The 19,613-nt window shown below is 51.4% G+C and carries 15 protein-coding genes; 3 read left to right on the forward strand and 12 right to left on the reverse strand.

Features of this window, described 5'->3' with window-relative positions; all coding sequences use genetic code 11:
• Positions 1–2 precede the first annotated feature (2 nt).
• From DW922_RS09055 to DW922_RS09070, 4 genes are all read right to left on the reverse strand, one after another.
• Positions 3–1,277 (reverse strand): TolC family protein, encoded by a 1,275-nt coding sequence (locus DW922_RS09055; protein WP_118726404.1) that lies wholly within the window; start codon positions 1,275–1,277, stop codon positions 3–5.
• Positions 1,278–1,354: 77 nt separating this feature from the next.
• Positions 1,355–4,369, reverse strand: coding sequence for an efflux RND transporter permease subunit (locus DW922_RS09060; protein ID WP_118726405.1), 3,015 nt, complete (start codon positions 4,367–4,369; stop codon positions 1,355–1,357).
• Positions 4,370–4,383: 14 nt separating this feature from the next.
• Positions 4,384–5,751 (reverse strand): efflux RND transporter periplasmic adaptor subunit, encoded by a 1,368-nt coding sequence (locus DW922_RS09065; protein WP_347560290.1) that lies wholly within the window; start codon positions 5,749–5,751, stop codon positions 4,384–4,386.
• 81 nt (positions 5,752–5,832) lie between these two features.
• Positions 5,833–6,255 carry a hypothetical protein gene (locus DW922_RS09070; RefSeq protein ID WP_118726406.1) on the reverse strand — a complete coding sequence of 141 codons (423 nt, stop codon included), beginning with the start codon at positions 6,253–6,255 and terminating at the stop codon, positions 5,833–5,835.
• A gap of 397 nt (positions 6,256–6,652) precedes the next feature.
• Between DW922_RS09070 and DW922_RS09075 the strand changes: the two genes are divergently transcribed.
• Positions 6,653–7,339, forward strand: coding sequence for a response regulator transcription factor (locus DW922_RS09075; RefSeq protein WP_118726407.1), 687 nt, complete (start codon positions 6,653–6,655; stop codon positions 7,337–7,339).
• Positions 7,317–8,801, forward strand: coding sequence for a HAMP domain-containing sensor histidine kinase (locus DW922_RS09080; RefSeq protein ID WP_118726408.1), 1,485 nt, complete (start codon positions 7,317–7,319; stop codon positions 8,799–8,801). Before DW922_RS09075 ends, DW922_RS09080 begins: the two co-directional genes overlap by 23 nt.
• 73 nt (positions 8,802–8,874) lie before the next feature.
• Here the strand turns inward: DW922_RS09080 and DW922_RS09085 are convergent, their stop codons facing one another.
• The 8 genes from DW922_RS09085 to DW922_RS09120 all read right to left on the reverse strand — a co-directional run bounded on the left by DW922_RS09085 (position 8,875) and on the right by DW922_RS09120 (position 18,365).
• Positions 8,875–10,275, reverse strand: a complete 1,401-nt coding sequence (locus DW922_RS09085; protein WP_118726409.1) for a phosphodiesterase — start codon at positions 10,273–10,275, stop codon at positions 8,875–8,877.
• 46 nt (positions 10,276–10,321) lie between these two features.
• The gene (locus DW922_RS09090; RefSeq protein WP_347560291.1) at positions 10,322–10,858 is read right to left on the reverse strand and encodes a shikimate kinase; all 537 of its coding nucleotides are present in this window, start codon (positions 10,856–10,858) and stop codon (positions 10,322–10,324) included.
• A gap of 337 nt (positions 10,859–11,195) precedes the next feature.
• Positions 11,196–12,068: a DMT family transporter gene (locus DW922_RS09095; protein ID WP_118726432.1), complete on the reverse strand. Its 873-nt coding sequence runs from the start codon at positions 12,066–12,068 to the stop codon at positions 11,196–11,198.
• Between the two features lie 69 nt (positions 12,069–12,137).
• Entirely contained in the window at positions 12,138–13,490 is a 1,353-nt protein-coding gene (locus tag DW922_RS09100; protein WP_118726411.1) for an FAD-dependent oxidoreductase, read from the reverse strand.
• A gap of 68 nt (positions 13,491–13,558) precedes the next feature.
• Positions 13,559–14,428 carry a shikimate dehydrogenase gene (locus DW922_RS09105; protein WP_118726412.1) on the reverse strand — a complete coding sequence of 290 codons (870 nt, stop codon included), beginning with the start codon at positions 14,426–14,428 and terminating at the stop codon, positions 13,559–13,561.
• 112 nt (positions 14,429–14,540) lie between these two features.
• Complete coding sequence (locus DW922_RS09110) at positions 14,541–15,452, reverse strand: AEC family transporter (protein ID WP_118726413.1); 912 nt, start codon at positions 15,450–15,452, stop codon at positions 14,541–14,543.
• A gap of 448 nt (positions 15,453–15,900) precedes the next feature.
• Entirely contained in the window at positions 15,901–16,818 is a 918-nt protein-coding gene (locus DW922_RS09115; protein ID WP_118726433.1) for a calcium/sodium antiporter, read from the reverse strand.
• 146 nt (positions 16,819–16,964) lie between these two features.
• A complete protein-coding gene (locus DW922_RS09120) occupies positions 16,965–18,365 on the reverse strand; it encodes an amino acid carrier protein (RefSeq protein WP_118726414.1) in 1,401 nt (466 codons plus the stop codon).
• 265 nt (positions 18,366–18,630) lie between these two features.
• Here DW922_RS09120 and DW922_RS09125 point away from each other — a divergent pair, with 265 nt between their 5' ends.
• Positions 18,631–19,611 carry a zinc dependent phospholipase C family protein gene (locus DW922_RS09125; RefSeq protein WP_118718744.1) on the forward strand — a complete coding sequence of 327 codons (981 nt, stop codon included), beginning with the start codon at positions 18,631–18,633 and terminating at the stop codon, positions 19,609–19,611.
• Positions 19,612–19,613 lie beyond the last annotated feature (2 nt).

Genomic DNA, 19,613 nt, shown 5'->3' on the forward strand with positions numbered 1-19,613 from the left:
TCCTACTCTGCCGATGCCAGTCCGTTCACGGCCCAGTCATAATCATTCATGGCCTGTAGCAGAGACAGCTTCTGGGTCTGGGCTGTTACCTGGGCTGTGGTGTAGGATGCCTTCTGATTCTCATAGGTATTTTTTGTAATGGTTCCCGCTGCCAGCTTTGCATCGGCAGACTTCATGGAAACCTCCTGCAGCGCCAGCGCGGACTGGGCCTGCTCGTAACCGGACTGAGCAAGAAGCAGGGAATCATAGGCAGATTTCACACTGTTGGAGATGGTTTCCTTCTGATTCTTTTCGGTCTCGCTCAGCTTCTCCTTTACGCTGTCTGTTCTGGCGTTGGTGAGCTGCTTTTTCGTCAGGCGGTAGGCATAGCTGTTCTCCAGAGCTGTCTGGATATCTGCGCTCACATCAATGGCCGCGATCTTGCTCTGATCCGGATCGGCCAGTTCCGCAATCTCCACATCCGCGCCGTAGCCCCATCCTAACATCATGCACAGGCTCTCCTTTGTGGATGCCAGATTACTCTCAGCAGTCACCAGCGCCGCCTCTGCATTGGAAACGGCTTCTTTTGCGCTTAATACCTTGGCCTTGGTAGACATGCCTGCTGCCAGACGGTTCTGTTCAGACTGGCAGGAAAGCTTTGCCTGCTCAATGCGAGCTTTCTGACTGTCCAAATTGTAGTACTGGGTCCAGTAGGTGATCATAAGACCCTCCGCCTGCCTGGCAAGCCGTGCCTCGGCCTGATCGTACTGGATCCGCATGGTTGCCTGGTCATCGGTATTTTCATCGCCCTGCTCCATCAGACTCTTAGCCTGCTGCTCGTTCCGGAGTGCGGCAGCCACCCCGCTTCCGTAGTTCTCACTGTCAGAATCCGGATACTCAATGCTGGAATAAATCTCATTGGCACGGTCATAGTACTCCTGTGCCACATCATCGCGGTTTTTCGTCAGGTAATCTTTATAACTGATCGCGTTCTGGATGACGGTCGGGTTGTATTCATGGATCAGGTCCTTGATCTCATCAAATTCCAGCTTGTTGTCCTTCAGTGTTGCCCACTTTTCTGCCGAGTAGGCAAATTCCGGGCTCTGCTGGGCGAAAGCCGGAAGCGGAAGTGCTGCAGTGACAAGAGCCGCCGCCAGGAAACTCCCCGCCAGCTTTCTTCCGGTCCGTGTCCAGTGACCGCCTGCATTCTGTCTGCATGATCCCTGGGCAAACGGCCTTTTGCCTGCACGGTGCACGGTTCCAAAGCCAGCGCACCGTTTTCTATTGTTCGGAAGCATTCTATCTCCTCCTTTTTTCGAATAACAAACGCAACTATTCTGTACATAGTCACGAATCTATTTTCAACGATCTAATCCTAAATATCCAGCACCTTCAGCTCTTTCTTTCCGTTCATCAGTGCGTAGTAAACCGGCAGGATGAACAGTGCCACTGCAACACCAACAGTCAGACCACCGATGTTTACCACCGCAAGACCCTGGGTGGTAGAACCGCTGCTTCCGAATGCCATGGCCATCGGCAGCATGGAAAGAATGGTCGTTAAGCTCGTCATCATGATCGGGCGCATACGGGTCGCACCTGCCTCGATCAGTGCTTTTTTCAGCGGCATCTCCATACGGTACTGGTTCACGGTATCGACATACAGAATACCATTGTTTACGACGGTACCAACCAGGATCAAAAATCCCAGGATGGAAGTCATGGACATGCTGACTCCGGTCAGCTTCAGAAGTCCAAAGGAACCAACCAGGCTGAACGGGATCGTCGTCATGACCATGAAAGAGAACTTCGGGGACTCAAACTGCGCGGACATAACTACGAAGATCAGGAATACTGCTACCGCGATCGCATTGTACAGTCCTGAGAATTCCTCCTGCATCATACGGTCTCTGGAGTTGGTACCGCGGGTAATGGTTCCGGTTAAGTTCGGGCTGATGACCTCATTATCGATCTGGGTCTTCACGGCAGCGCTGGAAGCATTATCTACATAATCTGCGCTGATCGTGATCTGGTAGGACTTATCTTCTTTCTCGATGGAGGATGGGCTGTCCTTGTAGTAGATCTCAGCGACATCAGACAATGCCACATAACCGCCGGACGGCTTCTTTAAAATCATGCGCTCTAACTGCGGCACGGTCTTATACTGGTCCTCTGGATACTCTGCCTTGACGCTGATCTCCTGTCCGTCGACTTTTAAGGTAGTGACTTCTTCGCCGTCCAGCATCTGCTTCACCATAGTACCGATCTGCGCTGCAGTCAGTCCTTCCGCAGAGGCAGTGACCGGATCTACCTTTACTGCGACAACCGGTGCCGTGTTTTCAATACTGGAGTGGACATTCTTCACATCGTCTCTTGCAATCAGCTCGCTTACGATCTCATTGCTGACCTCCTGAAGCTCATCGTACTGGGTTCCCTTCAAGATGACCTCGTAGCCGCGGGACCGTCCCATCATGCTCATGGAGGTGGATGCCTCTACGGTAATGCTACAGTTTTCCAGGTCTGCCATCTCATCTTCCCACTGGCTTACAACGTCATCGGTGGACATCTTCCGGTCATCCTTTAAGTAAGCAGTGATGGTACCCTCATCATTATTGTAACGTAGCATGTAGGAATCCACATCCTCATGGGCTGCAACAATTGCCTCAGCCTGTGCAAGGATCGCATCGGCCTGCTCGGTGATCAGTCCCGGCCGGGTCTCAATGCTGACTCTGACCGTACCGGTATCGTCAGCCGTCATCAGCTCAGTCTGCATGCCACTTGCCAAAAATACAGTGGCAACGATGATGCCGACCGATGTAAGCATCACGATTGCTTTATGGTTTAACAGTACCGGCATCAGCTTCCGATAGCCATCCTGCAGGAAAGCCAGCGGTCGGGAAGCCGGAGCAGAAGTGCGTTCTTTCGGCTTATACATCATGTAGCACAGCGGTACGATCGCGATCGCAGACAGCAGGGATGCACACATACAAAATACGATCGTGTATCCCATGGCGCCGAACATCTGACCGCTCATACCATTTAAGAATACTAGCGGAATAAATACAACACAGGTGGTAACCGTGGAACCTACGATGGACGATACCACGATGTTCGTTCCTTCCAACGCCGCCTTTGCATAACCAAGCGCTCCTTTGTCTTCCTGCTTATCCATGGCTCTGAAACAGCTCTCCAGCACAACGATGGAGTTATCGACCATCATGCCGACACCAAGAACCAGTCCGCTCATGGTAATGATGTTCAAAGTAAATCCGGCCCGCGTCATAACGATCAGGGACAACAGAATGGAAGTCGGAATGGAACTTCCGACGATCAGGGATGCCTTGAAATCGCCGAAGAACAGGAAGATGATGATCATGGAAATGACAACCGCCATAACCATGGTCTCTGCCACATCCTTAAGAGAATCCAGGATGGAATCCGCCTCATCTCGCGCCACGGTAATGGTCAGGTTCTCATCATCACCCTCCAGGCTTTTGATGACCTGCTTAACCTGTTTAGAAAGATCCATGGCCGTGCTGCTCTGCTGCTTGGTTAAGGAAATGGAAATGGTCTCCTCGCCATTATAGCGGGATACGCCGCCCTTCTGCTCCTCTGCATAGGAAACCACGGCAATATCCTCGAGGTAAACAATCTTATTGCCGGATACAGTGATCGGCATTTCTAAAAGCTCATCCAGCGTATCGTGCTCCGTTAACGTGGAAACGGATAAATCCAGATTGCCGGACTCTGCGCTTCCGGACGGGTAGGACAAGTTTGCCGCGGACATTGCGGACTTGATGTCGCTGATGCTGACGTTATACTGGTCCATCATATCGGACATCAGCTCGATTTTTATGTACTCGGAGGAACCACCCATGGTGGATACCTCTGCCACCGTTGTCAGTTTTTCCAGCTCCGGCACGATTTTCTGGTCTACATAATCATAGAGATTTTCCTGGGACGGGTTTGCAACGGTAAGCATAATGCTGGCCTGCGCGTTGTTGTTCATCTCCATGACGGTCGGCTCTACGTCATCCGGCAGATCCCGGATGCTGTTTAAGCTCTTGGTCAGGTCGCTGTAGGCTTCATCCATATCCGTGTCGTAATCATACTCCAGCATGATCATGGAACGGCCCTCACTGGTGGTGGAACTCATGCTCTTAACACCCTCGAGCATGCTGACCTGGTCCTCAATGAGCTGCGTGACCAGTTCATCCATATCCTCCGGGCTGGCGCCGGAATAGTTTGCCATAATGATCATCATCGGCTGGTCCATATCCGGCATCTGCTCCAGAGTTGCATTAAATACAGAAGAAATACCGAACACGATCAGGCATAAGAGCGCCATCAGGACTGTGACCGGACGCTTCAGTACAAATTTAGTAACTCCCATTTACGTCTGCCTCCTTACTGTGCTTTCGGTGCGCCGCCCTGACTGTTTCCGTTTGCAGGTGCTGCGGCCTGGTTCTCACTGCCTGCGTTCCCTGCCTGCTCCGGATTCTGGCCGTCCTGGTCAGCCGGTGCTGCCTCTGCATCCTGTTTCTCACCACCTGTTTCTGCTGCTCCCGGCTTCTGACCGTCTTTGCCTGCATCTGCTGCTCCCGGCTTCTGGCCATCTGCGTTTCCTGCCTCTGCCGGAGCGCCGCCTGCTGCACCAGAAGCTTCTACCTCTGATTTCAAACGGATATCCGCACCCTCATACAGGTTGGAACTCCAGGTGCTGACTACCATATCGTCTGCGTTCAGGCCAGAAAGGATCTGCGCATTCTCGGAATCGTAAATGCCAACCTCAACGGAAGTCATCTTCGCTTTGCCGTCTTCATACAGATACACATACGCGTTCCCGCCGCTGTAATAGATTGCATCAACCGGAACCAGCATTGCATTTTCTGCACGCTCGGTCACCAGTTCAATCTTCACAGTACTGCCGATGGCGATCTCATCGCTTCCAGTCATATCGCCCTTCACCTTAAAAAGTCCGGTGGAAGCATCAACCATGTTGCTGATCTCGGTGATGTTTCCGGTATAAGTAGTTCCATTCTTGGAAATTTCCAGTTCATCACCAGTCTTTAAGTTCTGCATCATGCGCTGGGTCACATAAAAAGTAATGCTGTTTTGACCTTCCCCTGCGATAACGCAAAGCTGCGCAGACTGGTTTACACGGTCATACACATCCACATCGACGCTCTCCACGCGTCCTGCGATCGGTGCGCTGATGGTGCTGTATTCCACCTGTTTCTCATACTGCAGCTTTGCCGATTCATACTGAAGCTCGGCAGATTTCAAATTATTCTGGTACTGCTCATATTCCTGGTCGGACAGATCGCCGCTGCCATATAAGATCTGCATTCTGTTTAAATTGCTCTGTGCCTGGGAAAGATTGACCTGTGCGGAATCCATGTTGTTTTTTGCAGATTCCACCTGCTCTGTGTTAATTTCCATCAGCACCTGCCCCTGACTGACGATGTCACCAGCCTTCACATTCACTGCCGTTACATCGCCGCCTGCCTTGGCATAAACATAAACAACATCAGCCGCTTCCACAGTACCCGTCAGACTGGAGGTGACCGATACGTCACCGGTCGTTGGATTTGCCGCATTGACGACGGTTACGTTCGATTCCTGCTGCATTCCGCCGGGGCTTCCCATGCCGCCGGGACCTCCATGCCCGCCTGTACCTGCGCTGCCTCTGCTGCCCAGGAAAAATGCTGCGCCCGCCAGGATGATCACCGCTGCGCCTGCTCCTGCCACGATCTTTTTCTTTTTACTCATCATGATGCACTACACTCCTTCACCGTTTTCTTTTTTATGTTCCATGTTTCGTTTCCGATCTATTTTGCAGCTGTTTTCGAATTTCTAGGTTTTCCCTTCCCACAATATCACGGCCAGCACAATAGCTCCGGCTACCAGAAAGGTCCATCCCGCAATATATGCCAGATGCAGATTCCCGGCAATCGGTTCCGAAAGGATGTCGCTTTCTTCCAGAAAAGAAGCTGCCGCTAACATCCAGATTCCCGGATGATACAGCCAGCGGAAGGTCCTGAAAAATTCCGACCGTTCTACCCCCGGGCGAAAGCAGGAAATCCACACTGACATACCAAGGCCGCCGACAAGCAAATAAATCAAAGCGTTTACCAGGGCCCGTACCGGGAACGTCCGGCTAAGCATTCCACCTGCCCCAAGAAACAGGAGAAGCACCAGACAGATTCCGGCATATCCCAGAACTTCTTTTTTTAAAATTTTGCCATCCGGCGGTCTGGCCGAAGATTTCTGTCCCATGTGCGTTCTCCTTTCCGTGTCCATCCCAAGATTGCATCTGCATACTGCGTATTTCCATTCTCTGACATGTTAAACATCCTAAAAAACAAATGTGAGAAAAATGTGAGAAATTCCGCATATTTCTGTGAGGAATATTTCAGACGCCCCGGAAAAATGCTATAATATAACGAGCGCAAGAGAGCCAGGAACGTGCTTGCACGATCATGGCGAACGGCGAGGCAATCGAGTGACGCAGTCACGAGAACGAGCGCAAGAGAGCCAGGAACGTACTTGCACGATCATGGCGAACAATGAGGCAATCGAGTGACGCAGTCACGAGAACGAGAAGAAGAAAAGCCATTCACTGTTTCCAGTCCTGTCTGGCAAACCTTGAATGGAAAAAGAAAGGGGAATTTTTATGCCGCATATCCTCATTACCGACGATGATCCGCACCTGCGCCGTCTGGTGCGTACTTACGCAGAACTGGAAGGCTACGACTGCACCGAGGCCTCTGATGGTGCCGCCGCTGTCACCGCACTGAAACAGAATCCGTATGATCTTATGCTCTTAGATGTTATGATGCCGGGACCGGATGGCTTTGAAACCCTGGAAGCGATCCGCCGCTTCAGCCAGGTGCCGGTCATCATGCTGACCGCACGGGACGAAGAATACGATAAACTAAATGGCTTCCAGCTTGGTGTCGATGACTATGTTGCCAAACCATTCAGCCCAAAAGAGCTCATGGCACGCATCGGTGCTGTGCTCCGCCGCACCCAGACGCGCACGGAAACTCCCGCCCTGCAGGAGATTTCCTTTGGCGGGCTTTCCATCTTTCCAGACTCCCACATGGTTACGATAGACGGGCAACGCGTGAGTCTTCCGCCAAAAGAGTTCGATCTGCTCTTAAAGCTGGCACAAAACAAACACATTGTCTTAAGCCGCGACCAGCTGCTGGAAAGCGTCTGGGGATACCAGTACTGCGGGGATGGGCGCACCGTAGACACGCACATCAAATCCTTACGCGAGCACATTGGTGCCTACCGGAAGCTGATCCAGACTGTATGGGGAGTGGGGTATAAATTTGAAGAACCAGATAAAAACTAGATTTGCGGCCCTGAAAAACCGGATGGTCTTCCGGCTCTGGGCTTTTATGATGATCCCTGTCATGTTCGGGATCGGCTTTATGTGGGTAGTACAGATTTTTCTTTTTGAGCAGAACTATGCCAATGCCTCTGTCAATGAGGTGTTGAACCAGCTGTCTCCGATTATGGAGGACCTGCGCTGCCGCGACATCGGAGAAGATGAAAAGTTTTTATCCTTTATCAGTCACATCAATGCGGGTGGTGATCTGCTTTTAACCTCCACAGATGGCACACTTGTAAAAATGTATTCCTCCGGCCACCTGGTGCAGCCGCAGGAATGGGAAACAAAATTAAAATCGCCCAGGCTTCTCAGCAAGAACTCCGGGCTGGAAGAACTAATAGCAGGCCGCCCTTACAAGCATATCGAAAAAATGCACGGACAGATCATCGGCTATGAGCTGGGATTTCCGGTCACTTACCACGGCGAACGCAATTACCTCATTTTACGCAATGCCCTTATGACCCGGACGGTGTTAAACTTAAACCGCTCTCAGCTCATCGTCTTAAGCATTCTCCTAACCGGCATTGCTTCCGTGCTTGCCGCAGTTTTATCAAAACAGTTTACCCGTCCGATCTTTCAGATCAAGGAATCGGTCGATAAGCTGACGCAGAATGAGTTTGACATTGGACCGGACCTGGACCGGCAGGATGAATTAGGACAGCTTTCGCAGTCCGTTGGCAAGCTCGGCAAAGCACTGCAGCGGCTGGATGTGCTGCGCCGGGAGGTCATCGCCAATGTCTCCCATGAGCTCCGCTCGCCGCTCGCCCTCATCACCGGCTATGCCGAGATGGTGCGCGACATCACCTGGAAGGACGAGGCTATGCGCAGCGAAAACTTAAACCTGATCATCAGCGAATCCAACCGCATGAGTGAGATGGTAACCGATATTCTCGACTACTCCCAGTTTTCAGCAGGCTACAGCAAGCTGAAAAAAGACTGGTATGACTTAAAAGATATCGTCAATGCAGAGCTCACCCGCTGCCGCCAGGCCGCCGCTGAGCACCACATCACCCTGACGCTTCAGGCACCGGAAGCAGAATTAAACTTCGAAGTCGATGCCTTGAAAATGAGCCAGGTGATGCGCAATCTCTTAAACAATGCCATCAACCACACGCCGGAAAACCGGGAAATTTTCATCCGGCTGGTGCCAAAATCACAGGTTCCGCTTTCCAGTCCTGTGACTGCTCTGCAGACCGATCAGGATTTCTGCCTGGTCGAAGTGATCAATCCGGGGGAGCCGATTCCTGAGGAAGACCGGAAGATCATCTGGGAGCGCTACCAGCGCAGCCAGCACCAGAGCGGCCGCCACCTTGGGACCGGAATCGGACTTTCTATTGTCAGCACGATCTTAAAGGCGCACGATATGCCTTACGGCGTGAACTGTAAGGACGGCTACAATATCTTCTGGTTTTTATGCCGGTAAACTTTAATAGGGCCGTGTGAGTTGCCTTTTGGCAACTCGCACGGCCCTTGTCATATACTTAAATGGTTATTCTCTACCGTTTCAATTTCTCGCGCTCCTGGTCCAGCACTGCCTTTGTCTCTTCCATGGACTTTCCAAGCACGCTTGCGAGCAGCTCCTGCGGGATCGTCGGGGAATAATAAAAGCCCTGCTGGTAGATACATCCGAATTTTTCGAGAATATCTAACTGGCGCTGTGTCTCCACACCCTCCGCGATCAGGCGCTTGCCAAGCTTGTCCGAAGCCTTGATCAGGCATTCTACGATCGGCTCGGACTTCGGGTTGGTCTCAAGCTCCCACATAAACATACGCTCGAACTTTAAGGTATCGACCGGAAGCTCCAGGATCTTGCTGATACCGGAGTAGCCGGAACCAAAGTTATTTAAGATCAGCTCCACGCCCAGCTCCTTTAACTGCTGCATCACGATCTCGATGATGACTGGAGAGGTGGTAAGCGCGTATTCATCGATCTCCACCGCCAGCTTTCCGGACGGAATCTGGTATTTCTGGATCATGCTCTGAACCGTGTCTACGAAATTTTCCTGGATGATCAGGACCGGGGAAACCGGAACCGCTATGGATTCGTATTCCACACCCTTTCGCTCCAGCTCTGCGATTTCCTGTGCCACACGCTCCAGCGCGTAATATTCCACACTGCTGATCTGGCCGGTATCCTCGGCGATCGGCACAAACTCAGCACTTCCGACCATGCCGATATCCTTCACAAACATGCGCATGTAATATTCCGCACGGACAAAACATCCTTCTTTTGTATTGTAAGTCGGCCGGAACCGGATCTCCAGCTCATGGTTTTCCAGCGCTGTGCTGATATATCTGGCAATGGCCTGCTTGCGCAGATAGGTGGCATGCAGCTTACTGTCATAGACCGCATACTGGTTGATGCCGGTCTCTGCTGCCTTGCTGACTGCCAGATCAAGATATTTTAACAGCTGGTCTGCACCCTCCGCATAACCCGGGTAAGAGCAAAGTCCGATCTGGCAGGAACACATACAGTCTATTCCGTCGATCTTCCAGCTCTGGGAAAAGCGGTCCAGGATTTCTTCTGCCAGGCGCACTGCCTGTCCCTGTGTCCGGCCCTTTAAAATCGTGATGAATTCCACGCCTACATACCGGTACACAATGCACCCGGTTTCTTCCTTCAGATATTCCAGAATCTCTTTTAAGAGTTCTTCACAATAGGCAAAACCAAACAGCTCATTCATGCGCTTGAAGTTCTCGATATAAAACTTCATGACTACGCCCTGTCCCTCGCCGGTCAATGCACGCTCCAGCTGGTGACGGCAGACCATGCGGTCGCCACCAAGACCGGTGTCGCCCAGGTCCGAGGCTTCTGCAAGCGGTTCTGCAGCAACCGTTTTTTCCATCGGCTCTGCTTTACTTTCTGTATTTTGTTTCTTTCTTCCAAATAGGCCCATAACCAAATCCCCCTTTTTCTGTGAGCAATTTGTATTTTATATTACGCTACACAAGTGCACGTTCGATCTCCGCACAGATTTCCTCCGGAGTTTTATGATCGGTCGCCACCACAATGTCGGCTGCTGCCTCATAGAGTACCCGGCGCTTTTCCTGCAGACTTGCAATGTATTCCACATTCATGTGGCCATTTAAGACCGGACGGTCACTGCTGTCCTTGACCCGCTCATAAACGGTCGCGGGAGATGCCGTCAGAAGGACCACCTTTCCGCTCTTTTTCATAAGCTCCTGGTTTTCCGGCCGTACTACAATGCCGCCTCCGCAGGAAATGACTGTGTTTGCTTTTCCCTGCAGTCCGGCCAGCATTTCCGTTTCCAGACGCCGGAAATGATTTTCCCCGTATCTGGAAAAAATTTCCGTGATCGCCATGCCCTGTTCTTCTTCAATTTTCTGGTCCATCTCCACCAGTTCCAGATCCAGCTGGCGCTTCAGCTCTGCCGCAATGGTGCTCTTTCCTGCTCCCATAAACCCGATCAGAAAAATGTTGCAGCCGGGTTGTCTGCTTTCCTGTGCCATCTCCATCATGTCCTCCGCTTGTAACATTTATCGTAACTGTCCGCAGATGCTCACAACTTCCTGTAACACAATTTCGGACATAAGGGAAAGCTGCTTTGCTCCCCCGGAGGCCCGGAATCTTACTCTTGTAACTGCTGTTTGTGAAACCATGCAATTACGTTTTTCGTAAATGCGCAGACCTACTGAACAGTTATCTTTTTTCTTATATGCAATTATAGCAGTAGTTCTGTTTTTACGCAATCGTTTTGTCCGGGTCTGTCTATGCGAAACCCGACAAAAGCAGACACAAATCTGTCACTGTTTCCTGCAAAAAACGTATTTCTTTTCCGTTTTCAGGCAGAATAGGTTACTTTGCCTTAGACGGCAGGAAGGTTACTACCACACCCGCGCAGATCAAAACAGCACCGATTACGAAAGATGGCGTGATCACCTCATGCAAAAGCAGCACGCCCATGACTGCAGATACCAGCGGCTGCAACGGGTAAAACATGGAGCAGGTGCTGGCATTTAAGAGCTGCAGGCTCTTATTCCAGCAGGTGTGCGCCACCGCGGTTCCAAACACTGCCACAAACAGGCAGGCACCGAGCGCTACCGCCGTCGGATGGCTTCTCGTCACAAACACGTTCTCGATCACGGCCGCCGGAATGTTAAATACCAGTGCGATCGCCATGCCGTAAAGCGCAGTCTGCACCGGATCATAATATCCGGAAATCTTGCGGATGGATACCGAAGCAGCGGACCACAGGATCACAGAACCAATGGAACACAAAACACCCATCATATTGATTTCCATGCTGCCTTTTCCCAGAATGATATAAACACCGATCAGGGACACCACAATGCTGACTACATTTTTCCAGGTAATCTTCTCCTTTAAGAACAGTGCCGCCATAACTGAGATCACCACCGGGTTTAAGGAGTTGATCAGGGATGCCATAGAGCCGGATAAGAGCGCTGTTCCGCCAAGCTGCAATATGATAGAAAGAAAATATCCAAGTCCGCCTAAGACCAGCAGATATTTCCAATGCTCCCGTTTTACCTTTCTCGCTCCGCCCTTCAGCTTTAAAATCCCATAAAGGCACAATACCGATACCGCATACCGGCACAGGCCAACCGTTACAGGTCCCATCACCGCCAGCGCATACTTACTTACAATATAAATACTGCCCCAGCAAAAAAATGTGATCACCAGAAATAAATATCCTGCATTTCGTTTCATCTTCTTCAAGTCCTTTCTCATCCTGTCATTTTTATATCGATACAGATTACGCGTGTGTACCCAGTAACCTTATATCAATGCCCCTTGCTTAAGCAGCTCCCTCCGGACTGCACCGGCAAAATCCGCCTCAGCAGTCTTCGCCTGAAGTGGCGCAGCCATGCTGTCCGCTGTCTGCAATGCCGCAGCCACATGCTCCTTTGCCCGAAGCTCCGCAGCCGCACGGTCCTTCGCTTGAAGTGCCGCAGCCACACCGGCTGCATGTCCGGTTGCAAAGCATGTCCCCATGACGCGCACTGCGGCAAAAGCGGTATCGTCTGCCCAGATCATCCGTCCGGCACCGTACAGATTCTCAAGCGTTTCCGACTGGAGTGCTCCCAGAGGAATGTCAAACCAGTTTCCCTCTTTCACCTCCAGATAGGTAGCCATCTGGCTGATATCCTTATGGATCTCCGGCTTCCAGCCACCGCGCGCGATCCCGTCTGGCCGTTTGCGGCCGGAAAGCACATCCTCTCCGGTCAGCATGGTCCTTCCCACCAGCTTTCTGGTCTCCCGAAAGCCAATGGAAGGTCCGGTCATGACCAGCTCGCTATGCTCCATGCCCGGCATATAGCGCTTCATGGCCGCCGCATAGCTGACTGCCTGCTTTCTCAGCTCCTTCTCCATCCGTGTCAGTTCCCGGGCAGATAAGCCCGTTGGCATTACACTCGGGATCAGTGCACAGACCACATCTGAGCCTTCGCGGGTCAGCAAAAAACCGCTTTCCCGCACAAGATGCTTCATGCCGTCTGCCCTTGCCAGCTCAACTGCGCGTCCTACCGCAGCCGGAGACATATCCTTTGTAATATCCACTCCACTTAAGCGGAACGGGAGAGATGCCGCCTGGACATGTCCGTCCAGACCGCCCCACTTTACCCTGGCACCAGCCAGGCGGGCCAGGTTCGCATCGCCGGATGCATCGACAAATGTCTTTGCCTGGACAGTAAACACGCCCTCATCGTCCATACAGCGGATCCGGCAGATCTGATTTTCTTCTACGTCTGCACCGGCCAGCTGGGCATGAAGCAATACTTCCACATGGAGTCTGTCAAGAAGCGCATCCAGCGCACATTTTAAATACTCCGGCTCAAAAGAAATGTTCCAGTTGCCGGAAGCAGAAAGGCGGTTCTGGGCCGGTGCACCAAGCTCTTTTAATGCTTCCAGGACCAAGCTTCCAGCGCCCTCCACCACCCGCACCGGATGCTTCCCGCAGGTCGTAAATCCACAGAAAGCCCCGACTCCGGAATGGGTTGCCTCGCCGCCCAGATAAGAATTCCGCTCGATCAGAACGGTTTTCGCGCCAGCCTGGACCGCACCAATCGCTGCTGCACAGCCAGCTGTGCCGCCGCCAGCAATTGCTACATCATACTGCTCCAAACGTTCCATATCCACACTCCAAAAACTGTTATTCTGCGCCCCTGGCGGAGCGCTTTTCATTCATAGTACGCAGTTTCTTATGAATCAAAATAGCGTTCCTGCACTTCCTTCACCGGCATTTCTTTTCCGGTATATAAACGGAAGGCCTCTGCGCCCTGCCATAGCAACATTCCGATTCCCGGGATTGTCTTGCAGCCGGCTGCTTTTGCATCCTTTAAAAGCTTTGTCTCTCTCGGATTGTATACAATATCAGAAACCACCAGCTCCGGCCGCAGCATGCTGACATCCGGGATTACACTCTGATCATCCATTGGTTTCATGCCAACCTTTGTGGCATTGCAGAACAAGTCGGCACCGGCCAGTGCACGGCGCACGGCGCCCACATCCTCCAGGTCAAAAATCTCTGCACGGCACTCCGGCACATGCTCCCGGATCTTCTGCACCGTTGCTTCCCCGTTTGCATAACGGACGGAGGATTTTCTTGCCAGGATCACAACATCCTTTGCACCGCCAAGTGCAGCAGCGATCTGGATCGCCGTTCCTGCACCGCCGCAGCCTGCGATCACCAGCTTCTTTCCGTGAATGTCGAAGCCATGCTCCAGACAGTTGTGGATCCAGCCGGTGCCATCGGTGATATGCCCCACCAGCTTTCCATCTTCATTGACAATGGTGTTGACCGCGCCGGTCAGCTCTGCCGCCTTGGAAAGCTCATCACAGCAGGAGGCCGCCACCGTTTTTCCCGGCATGGTAATGTTGCAGCCCCTAAAATTCATCATTTTCAGAGCCTCGATCGCTTTTTTCGTATCATCCTCTTTGATATCAAATGCCAGATAACGGTAATCCAGCCCTAATTTTTCAAAGCTGTAATTGTACATCGCCGGAGAACCGGAATGCGCTACCGGGCTGCCGATCAGGCATAATAATCTTGTATGTCCACTGATTTCCATGCTATGTATTCTCCTTCTATCCTTCGCAAACGTTTTTTCTTCTATAAGTTTCATACCTCGCAACACCACATCTCACCGGATTGGCTTCCTGCAAGTACCATGCTCCTGCACGCTACATTACCAGCACCAGCACGGTCACGATACAGACAATGCTGATCAGCGCCGAGATGGAATTGAGTGCACTGGAAAGGCCAAAGTCTTCTCCGATATCTGCCGTAAAAGCCGGTACTGCTGCTGAGATTGGGCTAAATACCAGAAAAGCCAGTGCCTGACGGTATTCCAGCTCCAGCGGAAGCAGATGAAAAAATGCCACCGACAGCACCGCGGCGATTCCATAACGGACCAGCAGGATCCTTCCCATAGCTCCAAGCTGTTCCCGGCTTCCGGAAAACCGGACGCCTACCCCAAGCATCAGCATGGCAAGGAACGGGTTTGCATTGCCAAGGATCCCGGCGAAGGTTGTCACTGCATCCGGCAGATGGATCTGCAGCAGATTCAAAATCAGCATGAGCAGATAAGTATCGAACGGAATCGATCTTAACAGGGTCGATACGATCTTTTTGATAGAGAAGCGGTCCCCGCCACCCTTGATCATGGAAGCAATGCTGTAAGAGCCACCCAGACAGACGAAGGAATTTCCCGTATCAAACAGGCTGGTCGCCAGCATTCCGGCAGGTCCAAGAAAGCTCTGCGCAAACGGCATGGTAAAGGTGCCAATGTTATAGCCCGAAATATTTAATACCTCAAAGGCTCTCTTTTCCTTCGGCGAGTGCAGATTTAGCAGATATAAAACCGTCATATACAGCACGCCACCGCCAAATCCAAGCAGGCAGATCACCAGCAGGGAAGGGGCGATCTTACTTCCGCTCACACTGCTTATGATAGCCGCAGGCAGCGTGATCTTTAGTACGATCTTTGATAATACGTGAAAATCCTCTTCCTTAAAAAAACCAGTCCGGCGTAAAATATGTCCAAGCACAATGACCGCAATAAAGCACGCCGCCCGCATCAGGATCACTCCCATGACTTACTGTTCCCCTTTCTCTGTCTGGATTCCGCAGCTGATCCGCAGCTGCACAGCTGCTTATCTGCTCCTCTGCTCAGCTGCACAGCTGCGGGCAAAATCCATCGCTGCCCATGTAACACATGAACAGCAACAAAAATCCCATATGTGATTCATTGTGCATCAGAATTTCCTGGATGGCAAGTAGTTTTTCTTTGTTTTCCGTTTTGTTATTCATATTTCGTTCACAATTCATTCAAAAACCTTTTACAGATTCAACATGATTTCTTCACGATTTCTCTCTATACTATAACCATAAACAACAAAAGCGAACGAGTTGTTTATAAAACGCTTAAAAGATTTTTTTCATAATACTCGAGCTGATAACACGAGTTATCAGCTCTCCTCCCTTTTTAACTACAAAAAGCAAGTGCTATTTCCCGGCACTTGCTTTTTTCGTATTATTTTCCTATCTCACACAGATATAAACCAGATATCCCGCATACATGAACAGCATGAATGCGCCCTCCAGCCGGCTGATGCGCAGCTTGCTGCGGCACAAAAACCAGGTAACCACACTTGCTACAATGAGACATGCCGTGTCGATCACCGCAAATGGTGTTACCGCGATCGGATGAACCGCTGCGGATGCTGCAAGCACCATCAGGATATTAAAAATGTTGGAGCCGATGACATTTCCAAGAGCCAGCCCATTCTCGCCTTTTCTGGATGCGACCACGGAAGTAACCAGCTCTGGCAGGGAAGTCCCCAGCGCTACAACGGTCAGGCCGACCAGGGTCTGGGAAAGGCCAAAGGAAAGTGCGATCGCCTTCGCACTGTCGACCACCAGATTACCGCCGCATACGATCGCTGCAATGCCGCCGAAAATATAGATCACGCTCCTAAGCGGGGAAAGCACAGAAATTTCTTCATCTGCCTCAGTCCGGTTTGCCAGCGCATCGCGGATCGTCAGGGCAATAAAGCCTGCAAACAGCACCAGTAAAAAGATGGCTTCTGGCCGGCTGATAAAGTGGTCACGGATGATCATGAAAAACAATACCACTGCCACTCCCACAGACGCCGCATAGTCCCAGCGCAGCTGTACTGCAAACGGGCGGATAACCCCACAGGTTCCCAGAACCACCAGAAGGTTAAACAGGTTGGAGCCGATGACATTTCCCACCGCGATCTCATTGTTGCCGGTCAGCGCTGCCGTTGTGCTGACAGCCAGCTCCGGCGCACTGGTTCCAAAGGCCACAATGGTAAGGCCGATAATGATACTTGGCACCCGCAGTACCCGCGCAATGGAGGAGCTCGCCTCCACAAAATAATCTGCTCCCTTAATGAGGAGCACAAAGCCGATGACCAGCCAGACGTACATTAACATAATTTTTTCCTTTCTCATCTGAATCCGTACCAGATCAATCCTGCTGCTGTTCATATGCTGCAAAAACATCAGCAAGTGTTCCTGACCTATGTGCATAAATACCTTATACAAAGTGAGATAAAGTATAGGTTGTTTTGTCCGCGTTGTCAAGGTAAGGGTTCTGATTTTCCTCTTCTCCTGCTCCCAGACGGAAATGTCACATGACTGTGCAACAGCCCGAGCGTTAAAAGATTCGGATACGCCATCAGTCCATTCACCAGATCCGAAAAAATCCAGATGAATTCCAACCGGCTGACACAGCCAAGATACACCGAGATCAGGTAAAGAATGGTATACAGGCTTTCCACGTTTTTTCCCGCGTGCAGGCCTTCTGCCAGATACAAAAACATCTGCTGCCCAATGTAGTACCAGCCCACGATCGTGGCAAACGCGAACGCTGCCATACTGCAGGAAACCAGGATGCCGCCGTACCTGCCAAGCATCCGCGAAAAACAGAAGGACGTGAGCGCTGCACCATCCAGATTCCTGTATAAAACCAGAGGAGATTCCCTGCCCACACATAAGATGACCATAGCTGTGAGTGTACAGATCACAATAGTATCAAAAAACACTTCAAACATAGCCCACATTCCCTGCTCCTCCGGCGTGGTATCCTCCGCCGCGCCGTGCAGGACCGCCAGCGTACCAAGACCTGCCTCATTCGAAAAGACGCCCCGTGCCATACCATAACGCACACTTCTGGAAAATAAAAAGCCGGCCACACCTCCACCCGCTGCCCCTGGCGTCCACGCCTGTTTCAGGATCTGCAATAGCACAGGAACAATGCTGTTCCGGCATAAAATTAATACCACGACCGAGAATAGCACATAGATTCCGGCAGACAACGGCATAAACCAGGAAGTCATACGGGAAATCCTGCGGATCCCGCCCCAGATCACTGCTGCCGTCAGCGCCGTAACCAGGACAGCTGCGATATCCGGCTTCATGCCAGCCTCATACCGCAATGTCTCACTGACCGCATTGGCCTGCACCATACTCCCCATGCCAAAAGATGCAAGCACGGCAAACGCTGCATAGAGGCATGCCATGCTTTTGCAGCCAAGTCCGCGCTCCATACAGACCATCGGTCCGCACTGCCATGCGCCATCCGGCAGGCGGTAACGGTATTTTTGTCCAAGACTGGTTTCTGCATATGCCGTTGCCATGCCAATCAGCGCAGACACCCAGAGCCAGAATACTGCGCCCGGGCCGCCCGCCGTAAGGGCTGTCGCTACCCCGACAATGTTCCCGGTGCCGATGGTGGCTGCAAGTGCGGTACAGGAGGACTGGAAGGCAGTTATTTTCTTATCAAAAGCTTGTCTGGGATCTTTACTTCCGTTTTCTTCTCCGGAAATCACTTTTCCCACCGTCTGTCTCCACCAATACGGCAGTCCCCGGATCTGAAATCCACTGGAACGGAGTGTAAAAAACAATCCCGTCCCCAAAAACAAGACCATGGTCCACGGTCCCCAGACCATCTGGTGTAGTGTCTGCATGAGCTGCTGCATGGTTATCCCCAGGCGAATCGTTTTCTGTTCAGTTTATGCACAAACAGTGCTCGATTTGTCACCAAACAGATTCCGTTTTTCCTTTTTATCCTGTCACTCGTATTTTCCCGGCAGATGTGCTATAATCCAGCTACAGGGAACCCTTGTAACTGTTCAGTAGTTTCACAGTTACAAGCACTTACGCTTATCTTTTTTGTTCCATCATTCCCAATCATCCATTACAGCGCGGACCATCCCCGGATGTCCGCAGAAAACGAGGTTTTCTATGCCCGGATTTACCACACATTATATCTTAGGAATGAAGGCCTACAATGACCTTCCCAATAACCAGTTAAAATATATCATTGCCAAATACCGCTGGCTCTACCAGCTGGGACTGCAAGGACCGGATATGTTCTTTTATAATATCCCGATCCTGCGTCACCGGGACTACCGAAATGTCGGCTCCTACATGCACGAGCACCACATTCAGGATTTCTTTGCCTGTTATCTGCGTCACTTAAGCGAAATCAAATCCCGCCAGCAGCGCGAGGAGGGACTTGCCTACTTCTGCGGCTACTTAAATCACTACATCGGGGATTCCATCTGCCACCCTTATGTATATGGACGCATCGGCTACGATGCCAAGTCTCCAAACAGCCAGGCCCATGGCCGCCACGCTTCCCTGGAGAATGACATTGATGCCATACTCCTGTGGAAATACAAGCACAAAAAACCATCCCAGTTCAACCAGGCAGCAACCATCTGCTTAAACGGCATGGAAACTCAGTTTATCTCCCGTTTCCTTGCCGACTGTATCAATGAGACGTATTATCCCATCACCTACAGCAACAACTTCCAGGTAACCCCTGCCATGATCCACCGTTCCATTCTCGCTCTGCGCTTCGGCTGCCGGACCCTGGCAGACCCAAAGGGATCCAAACGCAATAAGATTGCCTTCGTGGAGAAGCTGGTCCTGAAAAATCCGGTGGCATCCCAGAAGCTGGTCACTGACGAGATCAATAACCCACGTGAAGTCCTGAACATCGACCACGACATCTGGTGCAACCCCTGGGACCGCAGGCTTGCCTCCCGCGCATCCTTCCCGGATCTGTTCCGCCAGTGCCTGCATAAAAGCAATGACGTTTATGCCATCATCAACTCCTATCTGACTGGTGAACTGCCATCCACAAGAGAAAGCATGGACCGGTTGTTAAATGAGCTTGGGAGTTATTCGTATCACAGCGGACTGCATGTGCCGGATTAAGA

Source organism: Clostridium sp. AM42-4 (genome assembly GCF_003480105.1).
Classification (GTDB): domain Bacteria; phylum Bacillota; class Clostridia; order Lachnospirales; family Lachnospiraceae; genus Brotaphodocola.

Coding starts and splice junctions, on each gene's coding strand:
- DW922_RS09070 (WP_118726406.1), bottom strand. CDS start 6,255: ATGGGACAGAAATCTTCGGCCAGACCGCCGGATGGCAAAATTTTAAAA.
- DW922_RS09125 (WP_118718744.1), top strand. CDS start 18,631: ATGCCCGGATTTACCACACATTATATCTTAGGAATGAAGGCCTACAAT.
- DW922_RS09075 (WP_118726407.1), top strand. CDS start 6,653: ATGCCGCATATCCTCATTACCGACGATGATCCGCACCTGCGCCGTCTG.
- DW922_RS09090 (WP_347560291.1), bottom strand. CDS start 10,858: ATGATGGAGATGGCACAGGAAAGCAGACAACCCGGCTGCAACATTTTT.
- DW922_RS09115 (WP_118726433.1), bottom strand. CDS start 16,818: ATGTTAATGTACGTCTGGCTGGTCATCGGCTTTGTGCTCCTCATTAAG.
- DW922_RS09120 (WP_118726414.1), bottom strand. CDS start 18,365: ATGCAGCAGCTCATGCAGACACTACACCAGATGGTCTGGGGACCGTGG.
- DW922_RS09065 (WP_347560290.1), bottom strand. CDS start 5,751: ATGATGAGTAAAAAGAAAAAGATCGTGGCAGGAGCAGGCGCAGCGGTG.
- DW922_RS09110 (WP_118726413.1), bottom strand. CDS start 15,452: ATGGGAGTGATCCTGATGCGGGCGGCGTGCTTTATTGCGGTCATTGTG.
- DW922_RS09100 (WP_118726411.1), bottom strand. CDS start 13,490: ATGGAACGTTTGGAGCAGTATGATGTAGCAATTGCTGGCGGCGGCACA.
- DW922_RS09085 (WP_118726409.1), bottom strand. CDS start 10,275: ATGGGCCTATTTGGAAGAAAGAAACAAAATACAGAAAGTAAAGCAGAG.
- DW922_RS09095 (WP_118726432.1), bottom strand. CDS start 12,068: ATGAAACGAAATGCAGGATATTTATTTCTGGTGATCACATTTTTTTGC.
- DW922_RS09105 (WP_118726412.1), bottom strand. CDS start 14,428: ATGGAAATCAGTGGACATACAAGATTATTATGCCTGATCGGCAGCCCG.
- DW922_RS09060 (WP_118726405.1), bottom strand. CDS start 4,369: ATGGGAGTTACTAAATTTGTACTGAAGCGTCCGGTCACAGTCCTGATG.
- DW922_RS09055 (WP_118726404.1), bottom strand. CDS start 1,277: ATGCTTCCGAACAATAGAAAACGGTGCGCTGGCTTTGGAACCGTGCAC.